This is a genomic window from Bacillus sp. NPDC077411 (assembly GCF_044543425.1).
GTDB lineage: Bacteria > Bacillota > Bacilli > Bacillales > Bacillaceae_G > Bacillus_A > Bacillus_A bruguierae.
Genome location: NZ_JBITWA010000009.1, coordinates 94,673 through 114,415, shown reverse-complemented (window position 1 = coordinate 114,415; position 19,743 = coordinate 94,673). Strand labels below are relative to the sequence as shown.

The window sequence follows — 19,743 nt, the reverse complement described above, 5'->3', positions numbered from 1 at the left end:
GGACAACTCGTATCCTCTTTGTCGAAAAATGAGAATTTATGATAAAATATAAGAGAACGGAAAGCGTTTTCTGAAAGTATAAATGCAATAATTATTTAGGGGTAATTTTTATAATTTCAAGGGGGGATTTTCAATGCGTATCGGTGTACCGACAGAAATTAAAAACAATGAAAATCGTGTAGCAATGACGCCAGCGGGTGTTGTTCATTTAGTGCAAAACGGTCATGAGGTTTTTGTTCAAAAAGGTGCTGGTTTAGGATCTGGATTTACAGATGAAGCGTATGTCGAGGCAGGAGCAACAATTGTAGAAGCAGCGCAAGAGGCTTGGAATCAAGAGATGGTTATGAAAGTAAAAGAGCCAATCCCAAGTGAATACGGCTATTTCCGCGAAGGTTTAATTTTATTCACTTACTTACACTTAGCTCCAGAACCAGAATTAACAAAAGCATTAATTGACAACAAAGTGGTTGGTATCGCTTATGAAACAGTTCAATTAGACAACCGTTCTTTACCATTACTTGCACCTATGAGCGAAGTAGCAGGCCGTATGGCTGCGCAAATTGGTGCACAGTTCCTTGAAAAAAATAAAGGCGGTAAAGGTATTTTACTTGCTGGCGTTCCGGGAGTAAAACGCGGCAAAGTAACAATTATCGGCGGTGGTCAAGCTGGTACGAACGCAGCGAAAATTGCCGTTGGTCTAGGTGCGGATGTAACAATTATCGACTTAAGTCCAGATCGTCTTCGTCAATTAGACGATATCTTCGGCAACCAAGTAGCAACATTAATGTCTAACCCATATAACATCGCAGAAGCTGTAAAAGAATCTGACCTTGTTATCGGTGCAGTATTAATTCCAGGTGCAAAAGCGCCAAAACTTGTAACAGAAGAAATGATTAAATCTATGGAGCCAGGTTCTGTTATAGTTGACATTGCAATTGATCAAGGTGGTATTTTTGAAACAACTGACCGCATTACAACACATGACAACCCAACTTACGAAAAACATGGCGTTGTTCATTACGCAGTTGCAAACATGCCTGGTGCGGTTCCACGTACATCAACACTTGCGTTAACTAACGTAACAGTACCATATGCAGTACAAATCGCAAACAAAGGCTACAAAAAAGCTTGCTTAGATAATACTGCCTTATTAAAAGGGATTAATACATTAGATGGCTACGTAACATTTGAAGCAGTTGCAGAAGCACATGGTTTACAATATGCAGATGCAAAAGAACTTCTTAAAAAAGCACCTGCTTTATCATAAGAAAGACTGTAAAGCGACTACCTGTTGGGTAGTCGCTTTTATTATGGTTTCATACGTGCTCGTGCAGTTTCGTGTTTCCTGTTTACAGGAATAGATTCTCCTGCTTTTACTAACCCAAAACGCGGCATATTTACATATACACTTTCATATTGGCCTTTCTCAATCACATATGTTTCATGAAAAATACCAACTGTTTTAGTTTTGGAAGCTTTTAGATTGAAATTTTTCCATGCTTCTACATGTAAGGATGCATGGCGTGCATAATGTTCAAGGGCTTCAAATGACTTCCAATATTGAATTTGTAAAATGGTGCGACCGTTGAAGAAAGACTCTGTACCGAGAAAACCGAATTCTTTATTTTTATATAACTCTTTCAGCATGCCACTCATTGCTCCGGCCACTGGGAACCATTTCGAAACAGCGAATAGTTTATTAATGCGCATACCGATTACAAATACTACAAAGGAATCGTCCATCTGTGCAGTATAACGTCCATGTATTACAGGTTTCATCATTTATCCCTCTTTTATTATGGATTTAATATACTTAAATGAAGATCGTACATGTCCATTACATGTTGAGTTTGAAAGACATGAGCTGTTAAATAGGCGCCGTAAAAAATAGAGTGTAATAGTCTCACAATCTGTGAGGTGTCCATATTAAGCGTAATTTCTCCTGCGACTTTTCCTTCTTCTACGCAGTTTGCAAATAATTCATTTAAATTTGGAATGAGCTTTCGCACTTGTTCTTCTTTTTCTGGATATAATAGGTGAATCTCTGCATCGGTTAAATGAGGCATACAGGGATGCATTTTTTCTTCTGAGAGAAAGGCAATTAAGCTCAGCATCAGTCCAGGTTTTTCTTTTGCATACTCTGAAACTGCTTCAAACATATAGCGAAGTGCAGCCATTCCTTTTTTGTTCGTTTCTTGTAGTTCCAACATACAATTTGTTAACCATAACCTCATAAAATAAATAAGAATGTCTTCTTTTCGAGAGAACATTTTAAAAAATGTAACCTTCGAAATTTCTACTTGATCACATAATTCTTCTACGTATACTTCTCGAAATGATTTCTCTCCAATGATGTCTAATGCCGTGTGAAATAGCTTGATTTTTGTTCGGGCTTTTTTGATTTCCCGTAGTGGAATTTTTTTGTTCATAATATACCCCTTGTTGCTAAAAGTTAACTTATATTAATAAATTAACACGAGTTAACTTTTTGGTCAATTCATTAGTTTGATTTTTTAGAATTTTACCTCACTAAATTAGACAAAGATTTGATATGATGAAATTAGAAGAAATTGTAATATACTACTTGAATAATGGAGTGATAAATATGAAGAATAAATTAACAAAAGAAATAAACCTGGAAAAAATTAATTTATTAGAGATTACGAAAAATATCACAGAAAATCATAAAAATTTCGTTGTTTCGAATGTAAATAATCACTGTTTGCGGATTGCGGTGTTTACAGGGGAATATGACTGGCACTATCATTCCAATTCAGATGAGTTATTTATAGTACTTGAGGGAGAGCTACTTATTGATTTTCAAGATAAGGAGACAGCTATTTTAAAGCCAAACGATTCGATCTTAATTCCAGCTGGTACAATTCATAGAACGAGAGCATTAAAGCGCACGGTAAATCTTTGTTTTGAAAATTTAGAGGCCGATACAGTTATCGTGGAATAGGTATAAAGAATTGAGTGTGAAAAGAATTCTTCCAAGCTTACAAGAAAATATATAGGTCTCACCTTTCGTATACTCAATATGTAATTAAGTAGTATAAATACAAGTTAAAAAAACGACATAAGAACCCCCTTTCTTTTAGGGGGGAACGAGAGCATCTGGCTGTGCATAGAAGTGGTCAGTGCCTTTTTCTGCCACATGCAAGATTTAAAACAAAAGGAGAGAGCGAGTACATGTCGTGTTGTATTCTTCATAGCAGCGACTTATATGTCAGGAAATTTTAAAAATGGATTCGTATAAATACTAATTTAGAGAGAATTTTAGGGGAATTATTAATTAAGGAAAAACTTTTGTGGTATAATATGGAATTGATGTTACTAATTTCAATAAATAATATTCATAATTAAGGATGACATATAAAATGAGAGAAAAGAGAATGGGCAGGACGTTTTTTAAATTCGTATTTACTGTTGCATGCACGGCTATGTTAAGTGCGTGTGGAAAGAATGGGGTAGACGGGACATGGGAATTGTCTCAAAGTAAACAAAATCAATGCCCGGTATATTATAAGTTTGAAACAGTTACAAAAAAGGAAGAGAAAAAGGAAGTTATTCATCATTTGGTAGAGATGTATACAAATAACCAGAAAGAACAAGATAAATATAAAGGGACATATAAACAAGAGAATAAAGGAGATTCATATATTCTTGATTATGGGAATTCCTTTACTTCAAAACAGCAAATGAAAAGAGATGGGGACAAGTTAGAAGTGTTTTTCAGTGATGTAGATAAACGATGTACATATAAGAAAGCATAAAAAAGAAGGTACTTTCTAAAGTACCTTCTTTGCATTATATTTATCCCGCTTGGCTCAACTAACTATCAGTGGGGGATGAAGAAAACCCTCACTGATGGAAGGTTCACTTTATTTTACAAACTGCAATTCTTTCGGGAACTTCGTTAAAATTTCTACGCCATCTTTCGTTACGTAAACATCATCTTCAATACGAACGCCGCCTACATTTGGCACGTAAATACCTGGTTCAATTGTGAAGACCATTCCTTCTCGCAATGGCGAATTGTTACCTTCTTTTACGTCTGGATATTCGTGAACGCTAATGCCAAGTCCGTGACCAAGGCGGTGCGGGAAGAAGTCGCCGTAGCCAGCATCTGCGATTATAGAACGAGCAGCACGGTCGATTTCACTAAATGTTGCGCCTGGTTTACATGATTCAATAGCATTTAATTGACCTTTTAATACAGTTTCATAAATGCGTTTTTGTTCGTCTGAAATTTCGCCAAATGCAACTGTACGTGTAATATCAGAGCAATAACCGTCGATAATTACACCTAAATCAAATAGGACGAAATCACCGCGCTGCATTTTATTTGCACCTGGTACGCCGTGTGGAAGCGCAGAGTTTGCACCTGTTAGTACCATTGTGTCAAAGGACATTTTATGAATGCCTTTTTTCTTTAATTCATGCTCAATTGTTGCGAGTACTTCAAGTTCACTGCGATTCTCTTGAATGGCATTTACCCCAATTTCAACTGCATAATCAGCCATAGCAGCAGCTTCGCGTAAAATCGCAAGCTCTTTTTCGTCTTTAATTAAGCGAAGTTCACGTACTTTTTCTTCGGCTGATCTGAAAGTTGCTTTTGGGAATAATTGTGATAAGTGCTCGTAGCGTTCTACATTTAAGTGTTCTTTTTCAATTGCTACTGCACCTGCATCAATGCCACGTGCTTCAATTGCTTTTGCAATCATATCCCATGGGTTGTCTGTATCTGTATATCCAATAATTTCATGATTCCAGCCAGCGCTTTTCGCGTGTCCTTCTTCCATTTTTGGACAAATTAACATTGGTTCTTTTTCTTGGAATACAAATAGACCAAGTAGTCTTTCGTGCGGTTCACAGTGGAAGTTCGTCATATAGAAGACGCTCGGTGTAGAAGTTAAGAATGCAGCTTCTGTATTTTGTTCTTGGAGCCACTCTGTTAATTTTTCTAATCTAGTATTCATAGATTTGCACCTCCGAAATTTTGATTACATGTATAACTTTACATCGAGTGAAAGTGTTATGACAAGCGAATCGATGTTTGAAAAGACAGGAAATTGTGAAATCGTGTAGAATAAGAGGAGGAATATAAAGTGAAACTTCCATCAGTGTTTTTTTTTCATCCCCCACTGATGGTTAGTTGAACTAATCGGGCTTTTACGGGCAGTTATCCCCCACCTATCTTTTTTGCTTCTTTCTCAATCTTGAGGTGGGGGTCTTACTGCCCGTTAATGCGGGATAAACAAAGGAGGAGTAAATAGATGGAAGTATCTTATCACGGTCATTCAGTTGTAAAGATTGAAACGAATGGAAAGGTTATTTTAATTGATCCATTTATTACAGGAAATCCGAAAACAGATTTAAAAGTAGAAGATATAACAGTGGATGCGATTATTCTTTCTCATGGTCATGGCGATCATGTTGGAGATACAGTAGCACTAGCGAAGAAACATAATGCAGTTGTTGTAGCACCATTTGAACTAGCAACATTTTTAGGATGGCAAGGAGTGAATACACATCCGATGCATATCGGTGGTTCGCATGTGTTTGATTTTGGAAAAGTGAAATTTACACAAGCATTCCATGGGTCTAGTTATATTGATGAAGAAAATCAGACAATTACATATACAGGAATGCCAGCCGGGATTTTATTTACCGCAGAAGAAAAAACAGTGTATCATGCGGGAGATACAGCTTTATTTTCTGATATGAAGTTAATCGGTTCTCTTAATAATATCGATTTAGCATTTTTACCAATTGGGGATAACTTTACAATGGGACCAGAAGATGCCGTGTTAGCAGCAGAATGGATCGGAGCAAAAGTTGTTGTGCCAATGCACTATAATACATTCCCAGTTATCGAACAAGATCCGTATCAATTTGTAGAGAAACTAACCAGCAGTGTAGGCAAAGTGTTAGAAGCTGGGGAAGGTATTGAATTGTAAAAAAAGAAACCTTCATTTTGTAAGGCAAAGTGAAGGTTTTCATATGTGAGAAGGGTATAATGTAAATGTTTTATTTGTTATATCAATTTTAGATTGTGGTGTGCCTGTTTCTATTTCTGCTGCTTCGTTTAAAGCTATCGCTACTTTCTTTCCATCCACGAATGCTAACAATACCGCACTGATTATGTTTAAAGCTTTTTTCATATCATATCGCTCCTTTTCTCTTATTTCTTGTTTTCATTGTACGATAAGGAAATGAAACAAACCATCGAATGAGGTGACAAGGAAATTACATTATTGTAAGAAACTTGTATGGATTTGTTATAAAAAAAATAGTACAGATATAGAACATGAAGTGTAACAGTTTTGGAAATATAGTATACTAAAAATACAACGCATGAAGAATTTAGGGAAAAGAAAGTATGGTGAAATTATTTGGCTACGAAACACAACCAAATTTTGGAGTATATCAACAGTTTGCCAATTGGGCATAAAATTTCTGTGCGCCAAATTGCAAAAGAGCTCGGCGTGAGTGAAGGAACAGCGTATCGTGCGATTAAAGATGCGGAAAATAAAGGGTATGTAAGTACAATTGAACGGGTCGGGACAATTCGTATTGAGCAAAAAAAGAAAGAAAATATCGAAAAGCTAACATTTGCGGAAGTTGTTAACATAGTTGATGGCCAAGTACTTGGCGGGAGAGAAGGTTTACATAAAACGTTAAATAAATTTGTAATTGGGGCAATGAAACTAGAAGCGATGATGCGCTATACAGAAGCCGGGAATTTACTTATTATCGGAAACCGTACACAAGCACATCAATTAGCACTTGAAGAAGGAGCGGCTGTACTCATTACAGGTGGATTTGATACAGAAGAGCATGTGAAGAAATTAGCAGATGAGTTAAAGCTGCCGATTATTTCAAGCAGCTATGATACATTTACAGTAGCCACGCTTATTAACCGTGCTATTTATGATCAGCTTATAAAAAAAGAAATTGTTCTTGTTGAAGATATTTTAACACCAATTGAAGAGACGGTATGTTTACAGCCAAATGATACAGCAGAAAGATGGCATAAGTATAATGAAGAAACGATGCATGGCCGTTATCCGATTGTAGATGAAGCAAATAAAGTGCTAGGTATTGTAACGTCTAAAGATATGGTTGGTGTAGCAAAAGAAACACCAATTGAAAAAGTAATGACAAAACAGCCGATTACTGTAAACGGAAAAATGTCTGTTGCAGCAGCGGCACGTATGATGGTGTGGGAAGGAATTGAACTTCTTCCTGTTGTTGACGATAGTAATACATTGCAAGGGATTATTAGTCGTCAAGATGTGCTGCAAGCACTCCAAATGATTCATCGGCAGCCGCAAGTCGGAGAAACGATTGATGATATTGTAACGAATCAATTTATGAATCAGAAAGAAGCAAAACAAGATCACGCATATCATTTTTCTGTTACTCCGCAAATGACAAATTCGATTGGAACTTTGTCGTACGGTGTATTTACAACAATTGTGACGGAAGCGACCAATCGTGTACTACGCGCGTTGAAAAAAGGTGATGTAATTGTTGAAAACTTAACCATTTACTTTGTAAAACCGGTTCAAATTGACAACATTGTATCCGTCCATCCGAAAGTACTAGAAATCGGGCGTAAATTTGGAAAGGTCGAAGTAGAAGTACGTTACGAAAGTAGTGTTGTTGGAAAAGCATTACTTATGGTTCAATTGATTGACCGTTAAGAAGGAAAAGCTGCCAGAAAGGGCGGCTTTTCTTATATAAATAAATATCTGAATTTTCTGTTCTGTCCGTTAATGGAAGAAAAAGGTGGCGAGCAAATGTTATTTGCTAGTATAAAATTATTTTGTGAATGAGAGTTCCTTATCTAATATTCCTAATAATTTTTTATAATTAGATAAAGTATCTTCATCTTCAACTTTATAACCAGATTGAAAAAATGAAATATCTCCTGTCCCATTGTTAATTTGGTTATTTTCCTTGAGAATTCTCTTTAAATTTTTAGCGGTTCCAACACTTCCATCAATAATGTCTATGTCTTCGGAAAAAAGCTTCTTTAGAATAGATTTAAAATATGGAAAATGAGTACAACCGAGAACGACCGTTCCATACTGTTTTAAATCGAATAAAGCTAATTGCTGTCTTAAATAGGGTAAAACTCTCTCTTCACTAAATTCGAATTCCTCAGCAAATTCCACAAGGCCAGGAAGAGGTAGACTTTCAACAATATCATGATTATCTATACTTTTTACTAAATTTTGAAACTTTTCCTCTTGAAGAGTCAGTTTAGTTGCTAACACTAAAACTTTTTTTCGTTTTTCTTCACTTTTTTGAACAGCTGGTTTTACAGCAGGCTCAATTCCTAAGATGGGAAAATCATATTTTTTACGTAAGTCTTCCACGGCAATACTGGTTGCCGTATTGCAAGCAATGACTAATGCTTTCACATCTTGATTAGCGATAAAATCAACGGCATTAAAAATATATTGCTTTACTTCTTCTTTTTGTTTTTCACCATATGGAACATGTAAAGTATCAGCATAAAAAATATAATCTTCATTTGGTAAGACTTTTAATGCTTGATGAAGTACAGTAATTCCACCAATGCCAGAGTCAAAAAATCCAATTCTCACTACGTTCACTCTCTTTCTTAATCAATTCAATTTTATCCCGCTATTCGTGGGCAGTAAGACCCCCATTTCAAGATTCAGAGAGAAGCATTGTCCAGCTCCAGTGGCTAGAATGTTCGGTGGCTTCGCTTCTTCCTACGAGGTAAAAAAACCTCTACGTCAGAAGCTCCATCCCCCTCACATTCTGAACGAGCCACTTCCGTTTTTCTTAAGAAGTTAGGTGGGAGATAAACTGCTAGCATGCGCCCGATTGGTGAGGGCTGATTAAAGTTTCACTTTATTTTATCACTTACATTTTTTTAGTACCATTTTTATGGTGAATTAACTTGTTTTCAATAATGAAATAATAGGGAAACTTATACACAGGATTTCAATTTGAAAATAAAAAATGGTCATCCCTTCATGAATACCGCATGAGAGGATGACCGTTTTTTATGTCTTCAATGAATCTTACAGAAAAACTACAGTTATTAGATAAAGGAATGACTCCTATTCAACCGCAATGCCAAATTCACGTAAAGCAAGTGCTTGAAAAGTTTGCCTATCAATCGTTTGTTTAGATTTCTGTTTTCCTTTTGTTACCGTATACGTTTTGTCTGTTAGCGTAATGTGACCATCGTCTGTTCGTTTTGCAAGGAGTGGAGATTTATTAAATGGTGATTGTTCATGGTGGGTAATGATTTGTTGTGCGTTCTGTAAAGCTGTTTCATCAATTGGCGATGTGAAGAAGTCGTAGCCAATTTCTAACTTCCCGTCTTGATATTTTTCAAATGCGTATTCTCCGAAAGTTGTTTTTTTCTTTTGAATGCGGTATTCACCTGTTGAAGAAGTTACTGTTTCCCCAGTAAACGGAAGCGGTTGCAGAGCGTGATGGGAACCGAAACCAACATCGATTAAGTACCGCTGCCCGTTATGATGCAGAATCGTTGCAAAGTGTGTTTGGATAAGCCGATTTTCTTCATTGCTAAAAACAGTTCCTCCAATTAAATGAACGTCAAATCCTAGTTCTTTTAAAGCGTAGTAAAATAAAGGATTCAGTTCATAGCAAACACCGCCGCGCCGGTTGTCTATAATCTTTCTTTTTAAATCTTCAAAGGTAAGATCAATGTTTTCTTTTTTGATAATGCTCATATTTTCAAATGGTATATGCTTCGCAAATTGAGATTGCAACGCACAAATATCTTCAAAAGTTACATCTTGCTTTTCATATTGAATACGGTTGAAAAAATCGTTTAGAAAGGTGTTCATTTCATCTCACCTCATTATTTTTGTAACTGCTCTGCCTCTTCAATCGCAAGTGGTAAGAAATGTTTATATTGGCGAATGCCATTATAAATACTAGCTCCGCCAACGATTATAAATAAAACGCCAACGATAATACGAGCCGTTGAAACATCTAAAAAAAATTGATTTGCGCCAAATAATGCAACAAATAACCCGAGTGCAATTGCTGATTTTCCAGCAAGCCATCCTTTCTCCATAGAACGGTTTGTGCGAAAATATTTTGTTTTGTAGAAGAGATACAACATAAATGTAACGATAATACAAAAGACTAATACTGGCATGACCTTAATCCCCCATCTATTTGTATGTTCTTTCTCTATTGTAATTCAATTCTCCACCTGTATGAAGTGTTTTGAGCTATAATAGGAATAAATTGGCCGAAAAGGAGATTTTACATATGCATGAGAAAATTTTAGGAGCAATTAAGCAATTTGATACAATTATTATCCATCGCCACGTTCGTCCAGATCCAGATGCATTAGGTTCACAGTGCGGACTTGGTACGATGCTGCAAGAGTCATTCCCAGAGAAAAAGATTTATATGGTAGGATACAATGAACCATCTTTAGCGTACTTACGCGTAATGGATGAAATTGATGATGCTACGTATGAAGAGGCACTTGTCATTGTTTGTGATACAGCAAACCAAGAGCGTGTTTGCGATCAGCGTTATACAAAAGGAAAGCAGTTAATTAAAATTGACCATCATCCGAATGAAGATCCATACGGTGATATTGTTTGGGTAGATACAACATCTAGTTCTACAAGTGAACTGATTTATGAATTTTACTTATACGGTAAGGATAAAGGATTAACGTTATCAAAAGAAGCGGCACGTCTTATTTTAGCTGGTATAGTTGGTGATACAGGACGTTTCTTATTCCCAAGCACATCTGCTAAAACACTTCGTTATGCATCTGAGCTTGTAGGAATGGGCGTTGAATTCCCAGCATTATATGATGAAATGTATAAAACGAATGAGCGCATTGCACGCTTAAATGGTTATATCCTACAAAACTTTACGATGACTGAAGAAGGCGCAGCATACGTTAAGCTAACAAAAGAAGTATTAGAGCAATTTGATGTGCTTCCGAATCAGGCTTCAGGAGTTGTTGGAGCTCTTGGAAATATTGAAGGATTAAAAGCGTGGGTTTTATTCTTAGAGGAAGAAGATGTGATTCGTGTTCGCCTTCGTTCAAAAGGTCCGGTTATTAATACGTTAGCAATGCGATATAACGGCGGTGGGCATCCGATGGCGTCGGGAGCAAAAGCTTTTTCTTGGGAAGAAGCAGATCGTATTTTTGCAGACTTACGTGAATTATGTAAATAAGAAGAAAGGTAGAGGGAGCTCTACCTTTCTTGTTTTATTTTGACGCTAATTTCCAGTATGGTATCAAATGAAACAGTTTCGATTTCAAATCGATAGACACGGTCGTAATATTTATATACTTTATTTTCAATAACCTTCTTTAGTAGTTCTTTATTGTTTGCGACGCTTTGAATGTTTTGGGTAAGCAAGTGACGGAGATCATCGCGAATGGAAGTTTGTAATGTTTCCACTGTTAGCGTGTCTAAATTGTATTTTTCGTAATTTGCAATCTCAATTTCAATTTCTTGAATGGTTAACAGTTTTTTGTTTTTTTCATTTTCTTTTTTTTGATCTTCCGTGAGTACACGTAAATCTTCGGTTAGTTTTTCTATTTGTGCTTCTTGTGTTTCAAGTGTTTTAGTTTGCTCTTCTTGAAACACGCCATATATGTACAAAAAAATAATCCAACTTAAAATACCACCAACCGCCGCACCGCCTAAAAATAATTTCCAGCGATTAGAGAGTGAACTTGGGACTTTCATACGTGATCCTGTGTAATCCATTTAATAATCGTAAATCCAGTTTGCATACCGCCCGTGGCAAAGAAAATAAGGAGAATTTGTTTCACAATATCTTTTGTATCTCCTCCAAAAAAGCTGCGTTCAAAGCTATAAAATGTATCGAAAGTTCCGCCAATGGCAGCGACGAGAGCCCAAATTCGTAAATTCTCTGCAAATTGTGTAATCATTGTGAGCGGTGGTTTTCCTACTAAAAAAGCACCGATTCCGCCAATTAATGAACCGCCAATCATAACACCAAGAGCAATAAAATAGCTTGTAATGAGAAGAGAGAAAAAGCTTTGGTTCACTTCCATCATCATTCTCCTTTCTTTTTCATCCCGCATTAACGTGCAGTAATACTCCCACCTTAAAATTCAGCGAAAGCAAAGAAGTTAGGTAGGAGATAAACTGCCCGTAAAAGCCCGATTGGTTCAACTAATAATCAGTGGGGATGAAGGAAACTCCCCACTGATTAAAGTTTCACTGTATGTATATGGACAAAGAAGGAGAAGTATGTTTTGATTTCACGTATAATAGGAAGTAGTCAAATAGGTAAAGAGAGGGTATAAAAGTGAAGTTTGTGCATTTACAATGTCAAACCGTTTATAGTTTATTGAAAAGTGCTTGTAAAATAGATGAGCTTGTTTATCAAGCGAAAGAACTTGGATTTTCGGCATTAGCAATTACAGATGAAAATGTGATGTATGGTGTTATTCCGTTTTATAAAGCTTGTAAAAAAGCGGGGATTCAGCCGGTTATCGGTTTAACAGCTTCCATATGGAATGAAGAAGAGGATCAGTCGTATCCGCTTGTTTTACTAGCTGAAAACGAAACTGGTTATCGGAATTTACTTAAAATTTCTAGCAGCATTATGACAAAGTCAAAAGATGGTATTCCTAAAAAATGGCTTGCGCATTATGCAGGGGGATTAATTGCGATTTCTCCAGGAAAAGATGGGGAAATTGAAACGCTTTTATTGCAAGGAAAACATGAGGCTGCTGAGGAAGTAGCAAAGATGTATAAAAATATATTTGTTAGCTTTTATATAAGCGTGCAGCACCATGCCATTCAAGAGGAATTGTTGCTTCAAGAAGAGCTTCTACCATTTGCGAAGCAGCTTGAGATTCCACTTGTGGCGACAAATGATATTCGTTATGTAAAACAAAGCGATGCAATTGTACAGGAATGTTTATTATCGGTTCATAGCGGGACGAAAATGACCGATTCGGAAAGGCCGCGTTTGCAGACTGATCAATATTATATGAAATCAGCTTCTGAAATGGAGGCGTTATTTGCTTCTATACCAGAAGCGATTCAAAACACATTCCGTATTGCTGAGCGTTGTCATGTAGAAATTCCGTTTCATACAAATCAATTGCCGCAGTTTCCAGTACCAACAAATGAATCATCCGATCAATTTTTACGTCGCCTTTGTGAAGAAGGGTTGAAGAAGCGATATGTGGCGGTGACCGATGTGCATAAAGTGCGTTTAAATCATGAGCTGCATACTATTTCTCGGATGGGATTTAGTGATTATTTTCTTATTGTATGGGACTTTATGAAATACGCTCACGAGCAGCGCATTTTAACAGGACCAGGCCGTGGTTCGGCAGCTGGGTCACTTGTATCTTATGTGCTCGAAATTACAGACATTGACCCAATTCAATACAATTTACTATTTGAACGTTTCTTAAATCCAGAGCGCGTTACACTTCCTGATATCGATATTGATTTTCCAGATATTCGCCGCGATGAAATGATTCGTTATGTGAAAAATAAGTACGGAGAACTGCGCGTGGCTCAAATTGTAACGTTTGGAACACTTGCAGCAAAAGCGGCAATTCGTGATATTGCAAGAGTAATGGGACTGCCGCCAAATGAAATTGATATTTTTTCAAAACATATTCCGTCTAAAGTTGGGATTACATTAGAAGAAGCTTACACAGAATCGCCATCATTACAAAGTTATTTACAAAGTAATCTAATTTTTCAAAGGGTATTTGATATTGCAAAGCGTGTAGAAGGTTTGCCGCGTCATACGTCTATTCATGCAGCCGGAGTGATTATGAGTGAAGAGCCGCTTACAAATAGTGTTGCCATTCAAGGCGGCCATGATGATGTATATGTCACACAATACCCAGCAGAAGTATTAGAAGAACTGGGTCTATTAAAAATGGACTTTCTTGGTCTGCGTAATTTAACATTGCTTGAAAATATTCGCATATTTATTGTAAAGACAACAGGGAAAAGTTTAGATATACGGAAATTGCCTCTTCAAGATGCCAACACATTTGCACTGCTTGGACGAGGAGATACGACAGGGATTTTTCAGCTTGAATCAAGCGGAATGCGGAATGTTCTGCGTTCGTTAAAGCCGAATGAATTTGAAGATATCGTTGCGGTTAACGCATTATATCGCCCAGGACCGATGGAGCAAATCCCAGTTTTTATTGATTCCAAGCATGGGAAACGTACCATTCATTATTTGCATCCTGATTTGAAACCAATTTTAGAAAATACGTATGGAGTTATCGTTTATCAAGAACAAATTATGCAAATTGCCTCTCGTTTAGCAGGATTTTCTCTTGGTGAGGCTGACTTATTACGCCGCGCCGTAAGTAAGAAAAATCGTGATATTTTAGACGAAGAGCGTACGCACTTCGTGAAAGGGTGCTTGCAAAATGGATATGATGAAGAAACTGCCCAGCAAATTTATGATTTAATTGTTCGATTTGCCAATTACGGCTTCAACAGAAGTCATGCAGTTGCTTATAGTATGATTGGATATCAGCTTGCTTATTTAAAAGCGAATTATCCGCTTCAGTTTATGACAGCATTATTATCAAGTGCAATTGGAAATGAAGAGAAGATTGTACAATATGTTCGGGAAACGAAGCGGAAAGGGTTCCGCGTTTTACCGCCGTCTCTTCATAAGAGCAGTTATGAGTTTCAAGTAGAAGGAAATACAATTCGATATAGTTTACTTGCGATCCGCAATGTAGGGATGGCGACAGTAAATGCTTTAATTGAAGAAAGAAATAAAAAGCCATTTCAAGATTTATTTGAGTTTTGTTTGCGCATGCCAGCGAAATTTGTGACAGAGCGTAATTTAGAAACGATGATTTGGGCCGGTTGTTTTGATGATTTTAACGTTTCGCGTTCAGCCTTATTTAACAGTATTAAAGGTGCGTTAGAATATGCGAGCTTAGCGCGGGAAATTGGTGAGGAGCTTGTACCGAAATCGGAGTATGCACAAGAGGCAGAGCTATCTTTTATCCAGCAATTAAATAAAGAAAAAGAAGCGCTAGGCTTTTACTTAACAAGTTATCCAACCGCACAGTACGCAAAGCTTGGTAAGGAATTGGAAATCCCAACACTTGCAGGTGCGATGAAGCAGCGAAGAAAAGTACAACGGGTAATTGTATATTTGACAAATATAAAAATAATTCGGACGAAAAAATTACAGAAGATGGCGTTTATCACGTTTTGTGATCAAAATCACGAAATGGAAGGAGTTGTATTTCCGGAAACATATATCCATTTTAAAGAGCGGTTACAAGAAGGAGAAATTGTTTTAATAGAAGGAACAATTGAACAGCGAAATAATAAGCTGCAATGGATTGTAAATGGCTTGTACCCGTTAGAGAAAATGGATACTTATGAAGAAATGAAAGACGCTTCTATTTACGTGAAAATACCATCACAGTATGAAAAAAGGCTGTTAAACAATGTCACAAAAATATTGTTTAACTATTCAGGTTTTGCGAAAGTACTAATTTATTATGAAAAAGAGCATAAGATGGTACAATTATCTCGTAGCTTATCCATTCATCCAAGTGAAGAATGTTTACAAGCGCTTTATGAGATAGTCGGAAAGGAAAATGTCGTTGTAAAAATATAATGGACAATTTCCTACTATTTCGATTATAGTAGTAATAGCGTTCGTGGTCAGACCACCTTGGAGAATGAATAACGTTATGCAGCAAGAAAATATGAGGAGAGTGGATCGTTTGTCAACACTTCGTGAAGAAGCACTTCACATGCATAGAGTGCATCAAGGAAAACTAGAAACAGTATCAAAAGTAAAGGTAGAAAATGCAAAAGATTTAAGTCTTGCGTATTCTCCAGGGGTTGCAGAACCATGTAAGGTTATTTATGACGATAAGAGCAAGGTATACGAATATACAATGAAGGGCAATATGGTAGCAGTTGTAACAGATGGAACGGCTGTATTAGGTCTTGGAAATATTGGACCGGAAGCATCACTTCCTGTTATGGAAGGTAAAGCTGTATTATTTAAGAGTTTTGCTGGTGTAGATGCATTTCCAATTGCTTTAAATACAAATGATGTAGATAAAATTGTTGAAACTGTAAAATTAATGGAGCCAACTTTTGGCGGCGTAAACTTAGAAGATATTGCAGCACCAAATTGCTTTATTATTGAAGAGCGTTTGAAAAAAGAAACAAATATTCCTGTATTCCACGATGACCAACACGGAACAGCAATTGTAACAGTAGCGGGTCTTGTGAATGCATTAAAGCTAGTTGGAAAGAAAATGTCTGATATTAAAGTTGTTGCAAATGGTGCTGGGGCAGCAGGTATTGCAATTATTAAACTTTTATATCGTTACGGTGTACGCGATATTATTATGTGCGATACGAAAGGCGCGATTTTTGAAGGGCGCTCTGTCGGTATGAACGCTGTGAAAAATGAAGTGGCAAAATACACGAATAAAAATCGTGTAGAAGGTTCATTAGCAGAAGTGATTCAAGGTGCAGATGTGTTCATCGGTGTATCTGTAGAAGGTGCATTAACGGAAGAAATGGTTCGTACTATGAACCAAGATGCAATTATCTTTGCGATGGCGAATCCAAATCCAGAAATTATGCCAGATATGGCAAAAGCAGCTGGAGCAGCAGTTGTAGGTACGGGACGCTCAGATTTCCCAAACCAAGTAAACAACGTATTAGCTTTCCCTGGTATTTTCCGTGGTGCTCTTGATGTACATGCAACGCAAATTAACGAAGAGATGAAAGTGGCAGCAGTACAAGCTATTGCTGAACTTGTATCAGAAGAAGAGTTAAGTGCTGATTATATTATTCCAGCTCCATTCGATGTACGCGTAGCACCACAAGTAGCAGCGTATGTTGCAAAAGCTGCAATGGAAACAGGTGTTGCTCGCCGTCAAGTTGATCCGAAGGAAGTAGCTGAAAGAACGAGAAATCTAGCGATTATCGGCAAAGAATAAGCGAGGAATGTTCATTGACATCATCACAAACAAAAGTATATCTAGAAATAGTGAAAAAAATTCGGTTTATCATACAAGAGGATGGATTGAAGGCGGGCGACCGCCTACCGTCTGAACGTGAGCTAAGTGCACGTTTACATGTCGGACGCTCATCTGTTCGTGAAGCGCTCAGGTCGTTAGAACTGGTAGGTCTAATTGAAACGCGGCGCGGTGAAGGGACGTTCATTCGAAACTTTTATGAAAACGGTCTGGTGCAATTAATTGCACCGTTCTTATTACAAGATGAAAAGACGCGGCGAGATTTGTTACAAATGAAAGAATTGCTTGAAAAAGATGCGATTCGTGTTTTATGTCAAACACAGACAGGGAACTGTTTGGAAGCATTTCATGAAATTTTTTCCGATGAACAATCATCTATCGCAGTATTTCATCAAACTTTTTTAAAAACGCTTGTAGAACAAGTTGATAATTATTTAATGTATCGTGTTTGGATGATTGTACATGACTACGCTTCGACGCTTTCTTGTGATGTTCATTTAAACGCGCGCGAGTTACATGAAAAGCTATATATAGCATTACAGAATAAACAAGAACAAACAGCATTAGAGCTTTATGAGGCAATAATGGGAAATATACAGTTTCATTTGTAATTTTATACAAAATTTGTCGAAATAACCATGACACGTTCCGACACAAATTCTACAAGATAACGTTTAAAGTTAAACGTAAAGAGACGAGTTATAAGGCAAATTGAGAAAATAAGGCTAACACCAATTGATTTAGGTGTTAGCCCCATTTTCTTACTCGTTAACCTTAGCTCTTTTATCACCTAAAGGAGGGTCAAACTTTGCTACGAGATTTATTCCTAAAGAAGAAAAAGTATGCTGCAATTCCTTCAGAGCAGGTACGAAAAGATGTACCGGACGGTGTCATGACAAAATGTCCGAAATGCAAAAAAATCATGTATACGAAAGAACTTCTGAAAAATTTAAAAGTATGTGTTAACTGTGGCTATCATCACCCGATGAATGCATGGGAACGTCTTGAAAGTTTGTTAGATGAAAATTCATTTCGTGAATATGACAAAGAAATGATTTCGGCAAACCCGCTTCAATTCCCTGGCTACGAGGAGAAACTTGAGAGTGATCGTAAAAAAACCGGATTAAATGAAGCGGTTGTGACAGGAGAAGGAACGATCGAGGATATGCTTGTTGTTGTTGCGGTTATGGATTCAAGGTTTCGAATGGGAAGCATGGGCTCTGTTGTAGGTGAAAAAATTGCGCGTGCTGTTGAAAAAGCATATGAAATGAAAGCGCCGTTTCTTATTTTTACTGCATCAGGCGGAGCTCGTATGCAAGAGGGTATTTTAAGCTTAATGCAAATGGCGAAGACAAGTATAGCTTTAAAAAAACATAGCAATGCAGGTGGTTTATTCATTTCAATTATGACACACCCAACGACAGGCGGAGTTTCTGCGAGCTTTGCTTCACTTGGTGATTACAATCTAGCAGAACCTGGTGCATTAATTGGGTTTGCCGGTCGTCGTGTAATTGAACAGACGGTTCGTGAGAAATTGCCAGAGGATTTCCAAACGGCAGAGTTTTTATTAGAACACGGACAATTAGATGCAGTTGTGCATCGCAATGATATGAGAGACACGCTCCGTAAGATTTTAGAAGTTCATCAAGGGGAGGAAGTGGTGTCATGGCAGAATTAGAATTCGAAAAACCAGTTGTTGAGCTAAGAAATAAAATTAGCGAGTTAAAAGAGTATACGAAAAACAGTCAGATGGACTTCAGTGAAGAGATTCGTATCTTGGAAGGCAAATTAGAGCATTTAGAAGAAGAAATATACGGTAACATGAAAGTGTGGGACCGTGTTCAAATTGCGCGTCATGCGGAAAGACCGACAACGCTGGATTACATCCAGCACTTATTTACTGATTTTTTTGAGTGTCACGGAGATCGATTATTTGGCGATGATGCAGCAATTGTCGGCGGGATTGCGAAATATAACGGGATGCCTGTTACAGTAATTGGTCATCAGCGCGGGAAAGATACGAAAGAAAATATTCGCCGTAATTTCGGAATGCCTCATCCAGAAGGGTATCGCAAAGCGCTGCGCCTTATGAAGCAAGCTGAAAAATTTAATCGCCCAATCATCTGTTTTGTTGATACAAAAGGTGCATATCCAGGAAAGGCAGCTGAAGAGCGTGGACAAAGTGAAGCAATTGCGCGCAATTTATTTGAAATGGCTGGACTGACTGTACCTGTTATTTGTATTGTAATTGGTGAAGGTGGAAGTGGCGGTGCATTAGGACTTGGTGTAGGTAATTATGTATACATGCTAGAAAACTCCACATATTCGGTTATTTCGCCTGAAGGAGCAGCGGCAATTCTTTGGAAAGATGCTACGAAATCAAAAGAAGCTGCAGAAACGATGAAAATCACAGCGGCTAATTTGAAAGAATTAGGTGTCATTGATGAAATTATTCCAGAAGCTCGCGGCGGTGCGCATCGCGACGTAGTGAAGCAAGCGGAATATATAAATCGTACTCTGCAAAAAACATTCCAACAATTGGAAGGTGTTTCGAAAGAGCAGCTAATCGAAAATCGCTATAAAAAATATATGAAAATTGGGCAAGTTTCGTTTTCAAACGCTTCCATTGGGGTAAAATAGAAAAAGCGTGCGTTCCATCTCGCGAATGCACGTTTTTCTTATGA

20 protein-coding genes are annotated in these 19,743 nt (G+C 37.3%); 11 read left to right on the top strand and 9 right to left on the bottom strand.

Annotated elements, in window-relative coordinates:
• Positions 1–133: 133 nt before the first annotated feature.
• Positions 134–1,267 (top strand): alanine dehydrogenase, encoded by a 1,134-nt coding sequence (gene ald / locus ACIGHG_RS13785; protein WP_336471004.1) that lies wholly within the window; start codon positions 134–136, stop codon positions 1,265–1,267.
• Between the two features lie 41 nt (positions 1,268–1,308).
• Here the strand turns inward: ald and ACIGHG_RS13780 are convergent, their stop codons facing one another.
• Both ACIGHG_RS13780 and ACIGHG_RS13775 read right to left on the bottom strand, forming a co-directional pair.
• Positions 1,309–1,779, bottom strand: coding sequence for a DUF4188 domain-containing protein (locus ACIGHG_RS13780; protein ID WP_336471404.1), 471 nt, complete (start codon positions 1,777–1,779; stop codon positions 1,309–1,311).
• Between the two features lie 17 nt (positions 1,780–1,796).
• The gene (locus ACIGHG_RS13775) at positions 1,797–2,429 is read right to left on the bottom strand and encodes a TetR/AcrR family transcriptional regulator (RefSeq protein WP_336471005.1); all 633 of its coding nucleotides are present in this window, start codon (positions 2,427–2,429) and stop codon (positions 1,797–1,799) included.
• 206 nt (positions 2,430–2,635) lie between these two features.
• On the opposite strand from ACIGHG_RS13775, the gene ACIGHG_RS13770 reads away from it, so the two are divergent.
• Complete coding sequence (locus ACIGHG_RS13770) at positions 2,636–2,962, top strand: cupin domain-containing protein (RefSeq protein ID WP_336471405.1); 327 nt, start codon at positions 2,636–2,638, stop codon at positions 2,960–2,962.
• Between the two features lie 418 nt (positions 2,963–3,380).
• Entirely contained in the window at positions 3,381–3,776 is a 396-nt protein-coding gene (locus tag ACIGHG_RS13765) for a hypothetical protein (protein ID WP_396548935.1), read from the top strand.
• A gap of 108 nt (positions 3,777–3,884) precedes the next feature.
• Here the strand turns inward: ACIGHG_RS13765 and pepQ are convergent, their stop codons facing one another.
• A complete protein-coding gene (gene pepQ, locus ACIGHG_RS13760; RefSeq protein ID WP_336471006.1) occupies positions 3,885–4,982 on the bottom strand; it encodes a Xaa-Pro dipeptidase in 1,098 nt (365 codons plus the stop codon).
• 297 nt (positions 4,983–5,279) lie between these two features.
• Here pepQ and ACIGHG_RS13755 point away from each other — a divergent pair, with 297 nt between their 5' ends.
• Positions 5,280–5,963 carry a metal-dependent hydrolase gene (locus tag ACIGHG_RS13755; protein ID WP_336471007.1) on the top strand — a complete coding sequence of 228 codons (684 nt, stop codon included), beginning with the start codon at positions 5,280–5,282 and terminating at the stop codon, positions 5,961–5,963.
• A gap of 39 nt (positions 5,964–6,002) precedes the next feature.
• Here the strand turns inward: ACIGHG_RS13755 and ACIGHG_RS13750 are convergent, their stop codons facing one another.
• Positions 6,003–6,167: a hypothetical protein gene (locus ACIGHG_RS13750; protein WP_336471428.1), complete on the bottom strand. Its 165-nt coding sequence runs from the start codon at positions 6,165–6,167 to the stop codon at positions 6,003–6,005.
• A 231-nt stretch (positions 6,168–6,398) separates the two neighbouring features.
• Here ACIGHG_RS13750 and ACIGHG_RS13745 point away from each other — a divergent pair, with 231 nt between their 5' ends.
• Positions 6,399–7,712 (top strand): DRTGG domain-containing protein, encoded by a 1,314-nt coding sequence (locus ACIGHG_RS13745; RefSeq protein WP_336471008.1) that lies wholly within the window; start codon positions 6,399–6,401, stop codon positions 7,710–7,712.
• Between the two features lie 117 nt (positions 7,713–7,829).
• On the opposite strand, the gene murI is transcribed toward ACIGHG_RS13745, so the two are convergent.
• From murI to ACIGHG_RS13730, 3 genes are all read right to left on the bottom strand, one after another.
• A complete protein-coding gene (gene murI, locus ACIGHG_RS13740; RefSeq protein ID WP_336471009.1) occupies positions 7,830–8,621 on the bottom strand; it encodes a glutamate racemase in 792 nt (263 codons plus the stop codon).
• A 486-nt stretch (positions 8,622–9,107) separates the two neighbouring features.
• Positions 9,108–9,866: an arylamine N-acetyltransferase family protein gene (locus ACIGHG_RS13735; RefSeq protein WP_336471010.1), complete on the bottom strand. Its 759-nt coding sequence runs from the start codon at positions 9,864–9,866 to the stop codon at positions 9,108–9,110.
• A 14-nt stretch (positions 9,867–9,880) separates the two neighbouring features.
• A complete protein-coding gene (locus ACIGHG_RS13730) occupies positions 9,881–10,183 on the bottom strand; it encodes a YtpI family protein (protein ID WP_336471011.1) in 303 nt (100 codons plus the stop codon).
• Between the two features lie 116 nt (positions 10,184–10,299).
• On the opposite strand from ACIGHG_RS13730, the gene ACIGHG_RS13725 reads away from it, so the two are divergent.
• The gene (locus ACIGHG_RS13725; RefSeq protein ID WP_336471012.1) at positions 10,300–11,232 is read left to right on the top strand and encodes a DHH family phosphoesterase; all 933 of its coding nucleotides are present in this window, start codon (positions 10,300–10,302) and stop codon (positions 11,230–11,232) included.
• 20 nt (positions 11,233–11,252) lie between these two features.
• On the opposite strand, the gene ytrI is transcribed toward ACIGHG_RS13725, so the two are convergent.
• Together ytrI and ytrH are read right to left on the bottom strand one after the other, a co-directional pair.
• The gene (gene ytrI, locus ACIGHG_RS13720; protein ID WP_020062411.1) at positions 11,253–11,753 is read right to left on the bottom strand and encodes a sporulation membrane protein YtrI; all 501 of its coding nucleotides are present in this window, start codon (positions 11,751–11,753) and stop codon (positions 11,253–11,255) included.
• Positions 11,750–12,091 (bottom strand): sporulation membrane protein YtrH, encoded by a 342-nt coding sequence (gene ytrH / locus ACIGHG_RS13715; RefSeq protein ID WP_081625685.1) that lies wholly within the window; start codon positions 12,089–12,091, stop codon positions 11,750–11,752. Before ytrH ends, ytrI begins: the two co-directional genes overlap by 4 nt.
• Before the next feature lie 251 nt (positions 12,092–12,342).
• Between ytrH and dnaE the strand changes: the two genes are divergently transcribed.
• From dnaE to accA, 5 genes are all read left to right on the top strand, one after another.
• Positions 12,343–15,672, top strand: a complete 3,330-nt coding sequence (gene dnaE, locus ACIGHG_RS13710; protein ID WP_336471013.1) for a DNA polymerase III subunit alpha — start codon at positions 12,343–12,345, stop codon at positions 15,670–15,672.
• Between the two features lie 91 nt (positions 15,673–15,763).
• Entirely contained in the window at positions 15,764–17,020 is a 1,257-nt protein-coding gene (ystJ, locus tag ACIGHG_RS13705) for an NADP-dependent malic enzyme (RefSeq protein ID WP_170857661.1), read from the top strand.
• A 14-nt stretch (positions 17,021–17,034) separates the two neighbouring features.
• The gene (locus ACIGHG_RS13700; RefSeq protein WP_336471014.1) at positions 17,035–17,670 is read left to right on the top strand and encodes a FadR/GntR family transcriptional regulator; all 636 of its coding nucleotides are present in this window, start codon (positions 17,035–17,037) and stop codon (positions 17,668–17,670) included.
• A 197-nt stretch (positions 17,671–17,867) separates the two neighbouring features.
• On the top strand, positions 17,868–18,737 hold the full coding sequence (accD, locus tag ACIGHG_RS13695) for an acetyl-CoA carboxylase, carboxyltransferase subunit beta (RefSeq protein ID WP_090916378.1): 870 nt from the start codon (positions 17,868–17,870) through the stop codon (positions 18,735–18,737).
• On the top strand, positions 18,725–19,699 hold the full coding sequence (gene accA / locus ACIGHG_RS13690; protein ID WP_336471015.1) for an acetyl-CoA carboxylase carboxyl transferase subunit alpha: 975 nt from the start codon (positions 18,725–18,727) through the stop codon (positions 19,697–19,699). Before accD ends, accA begins: the two co-directional genes overlap by 13 nt.
• Positions 19,700–19,743 lie beyond the last annotated feature (44 nt).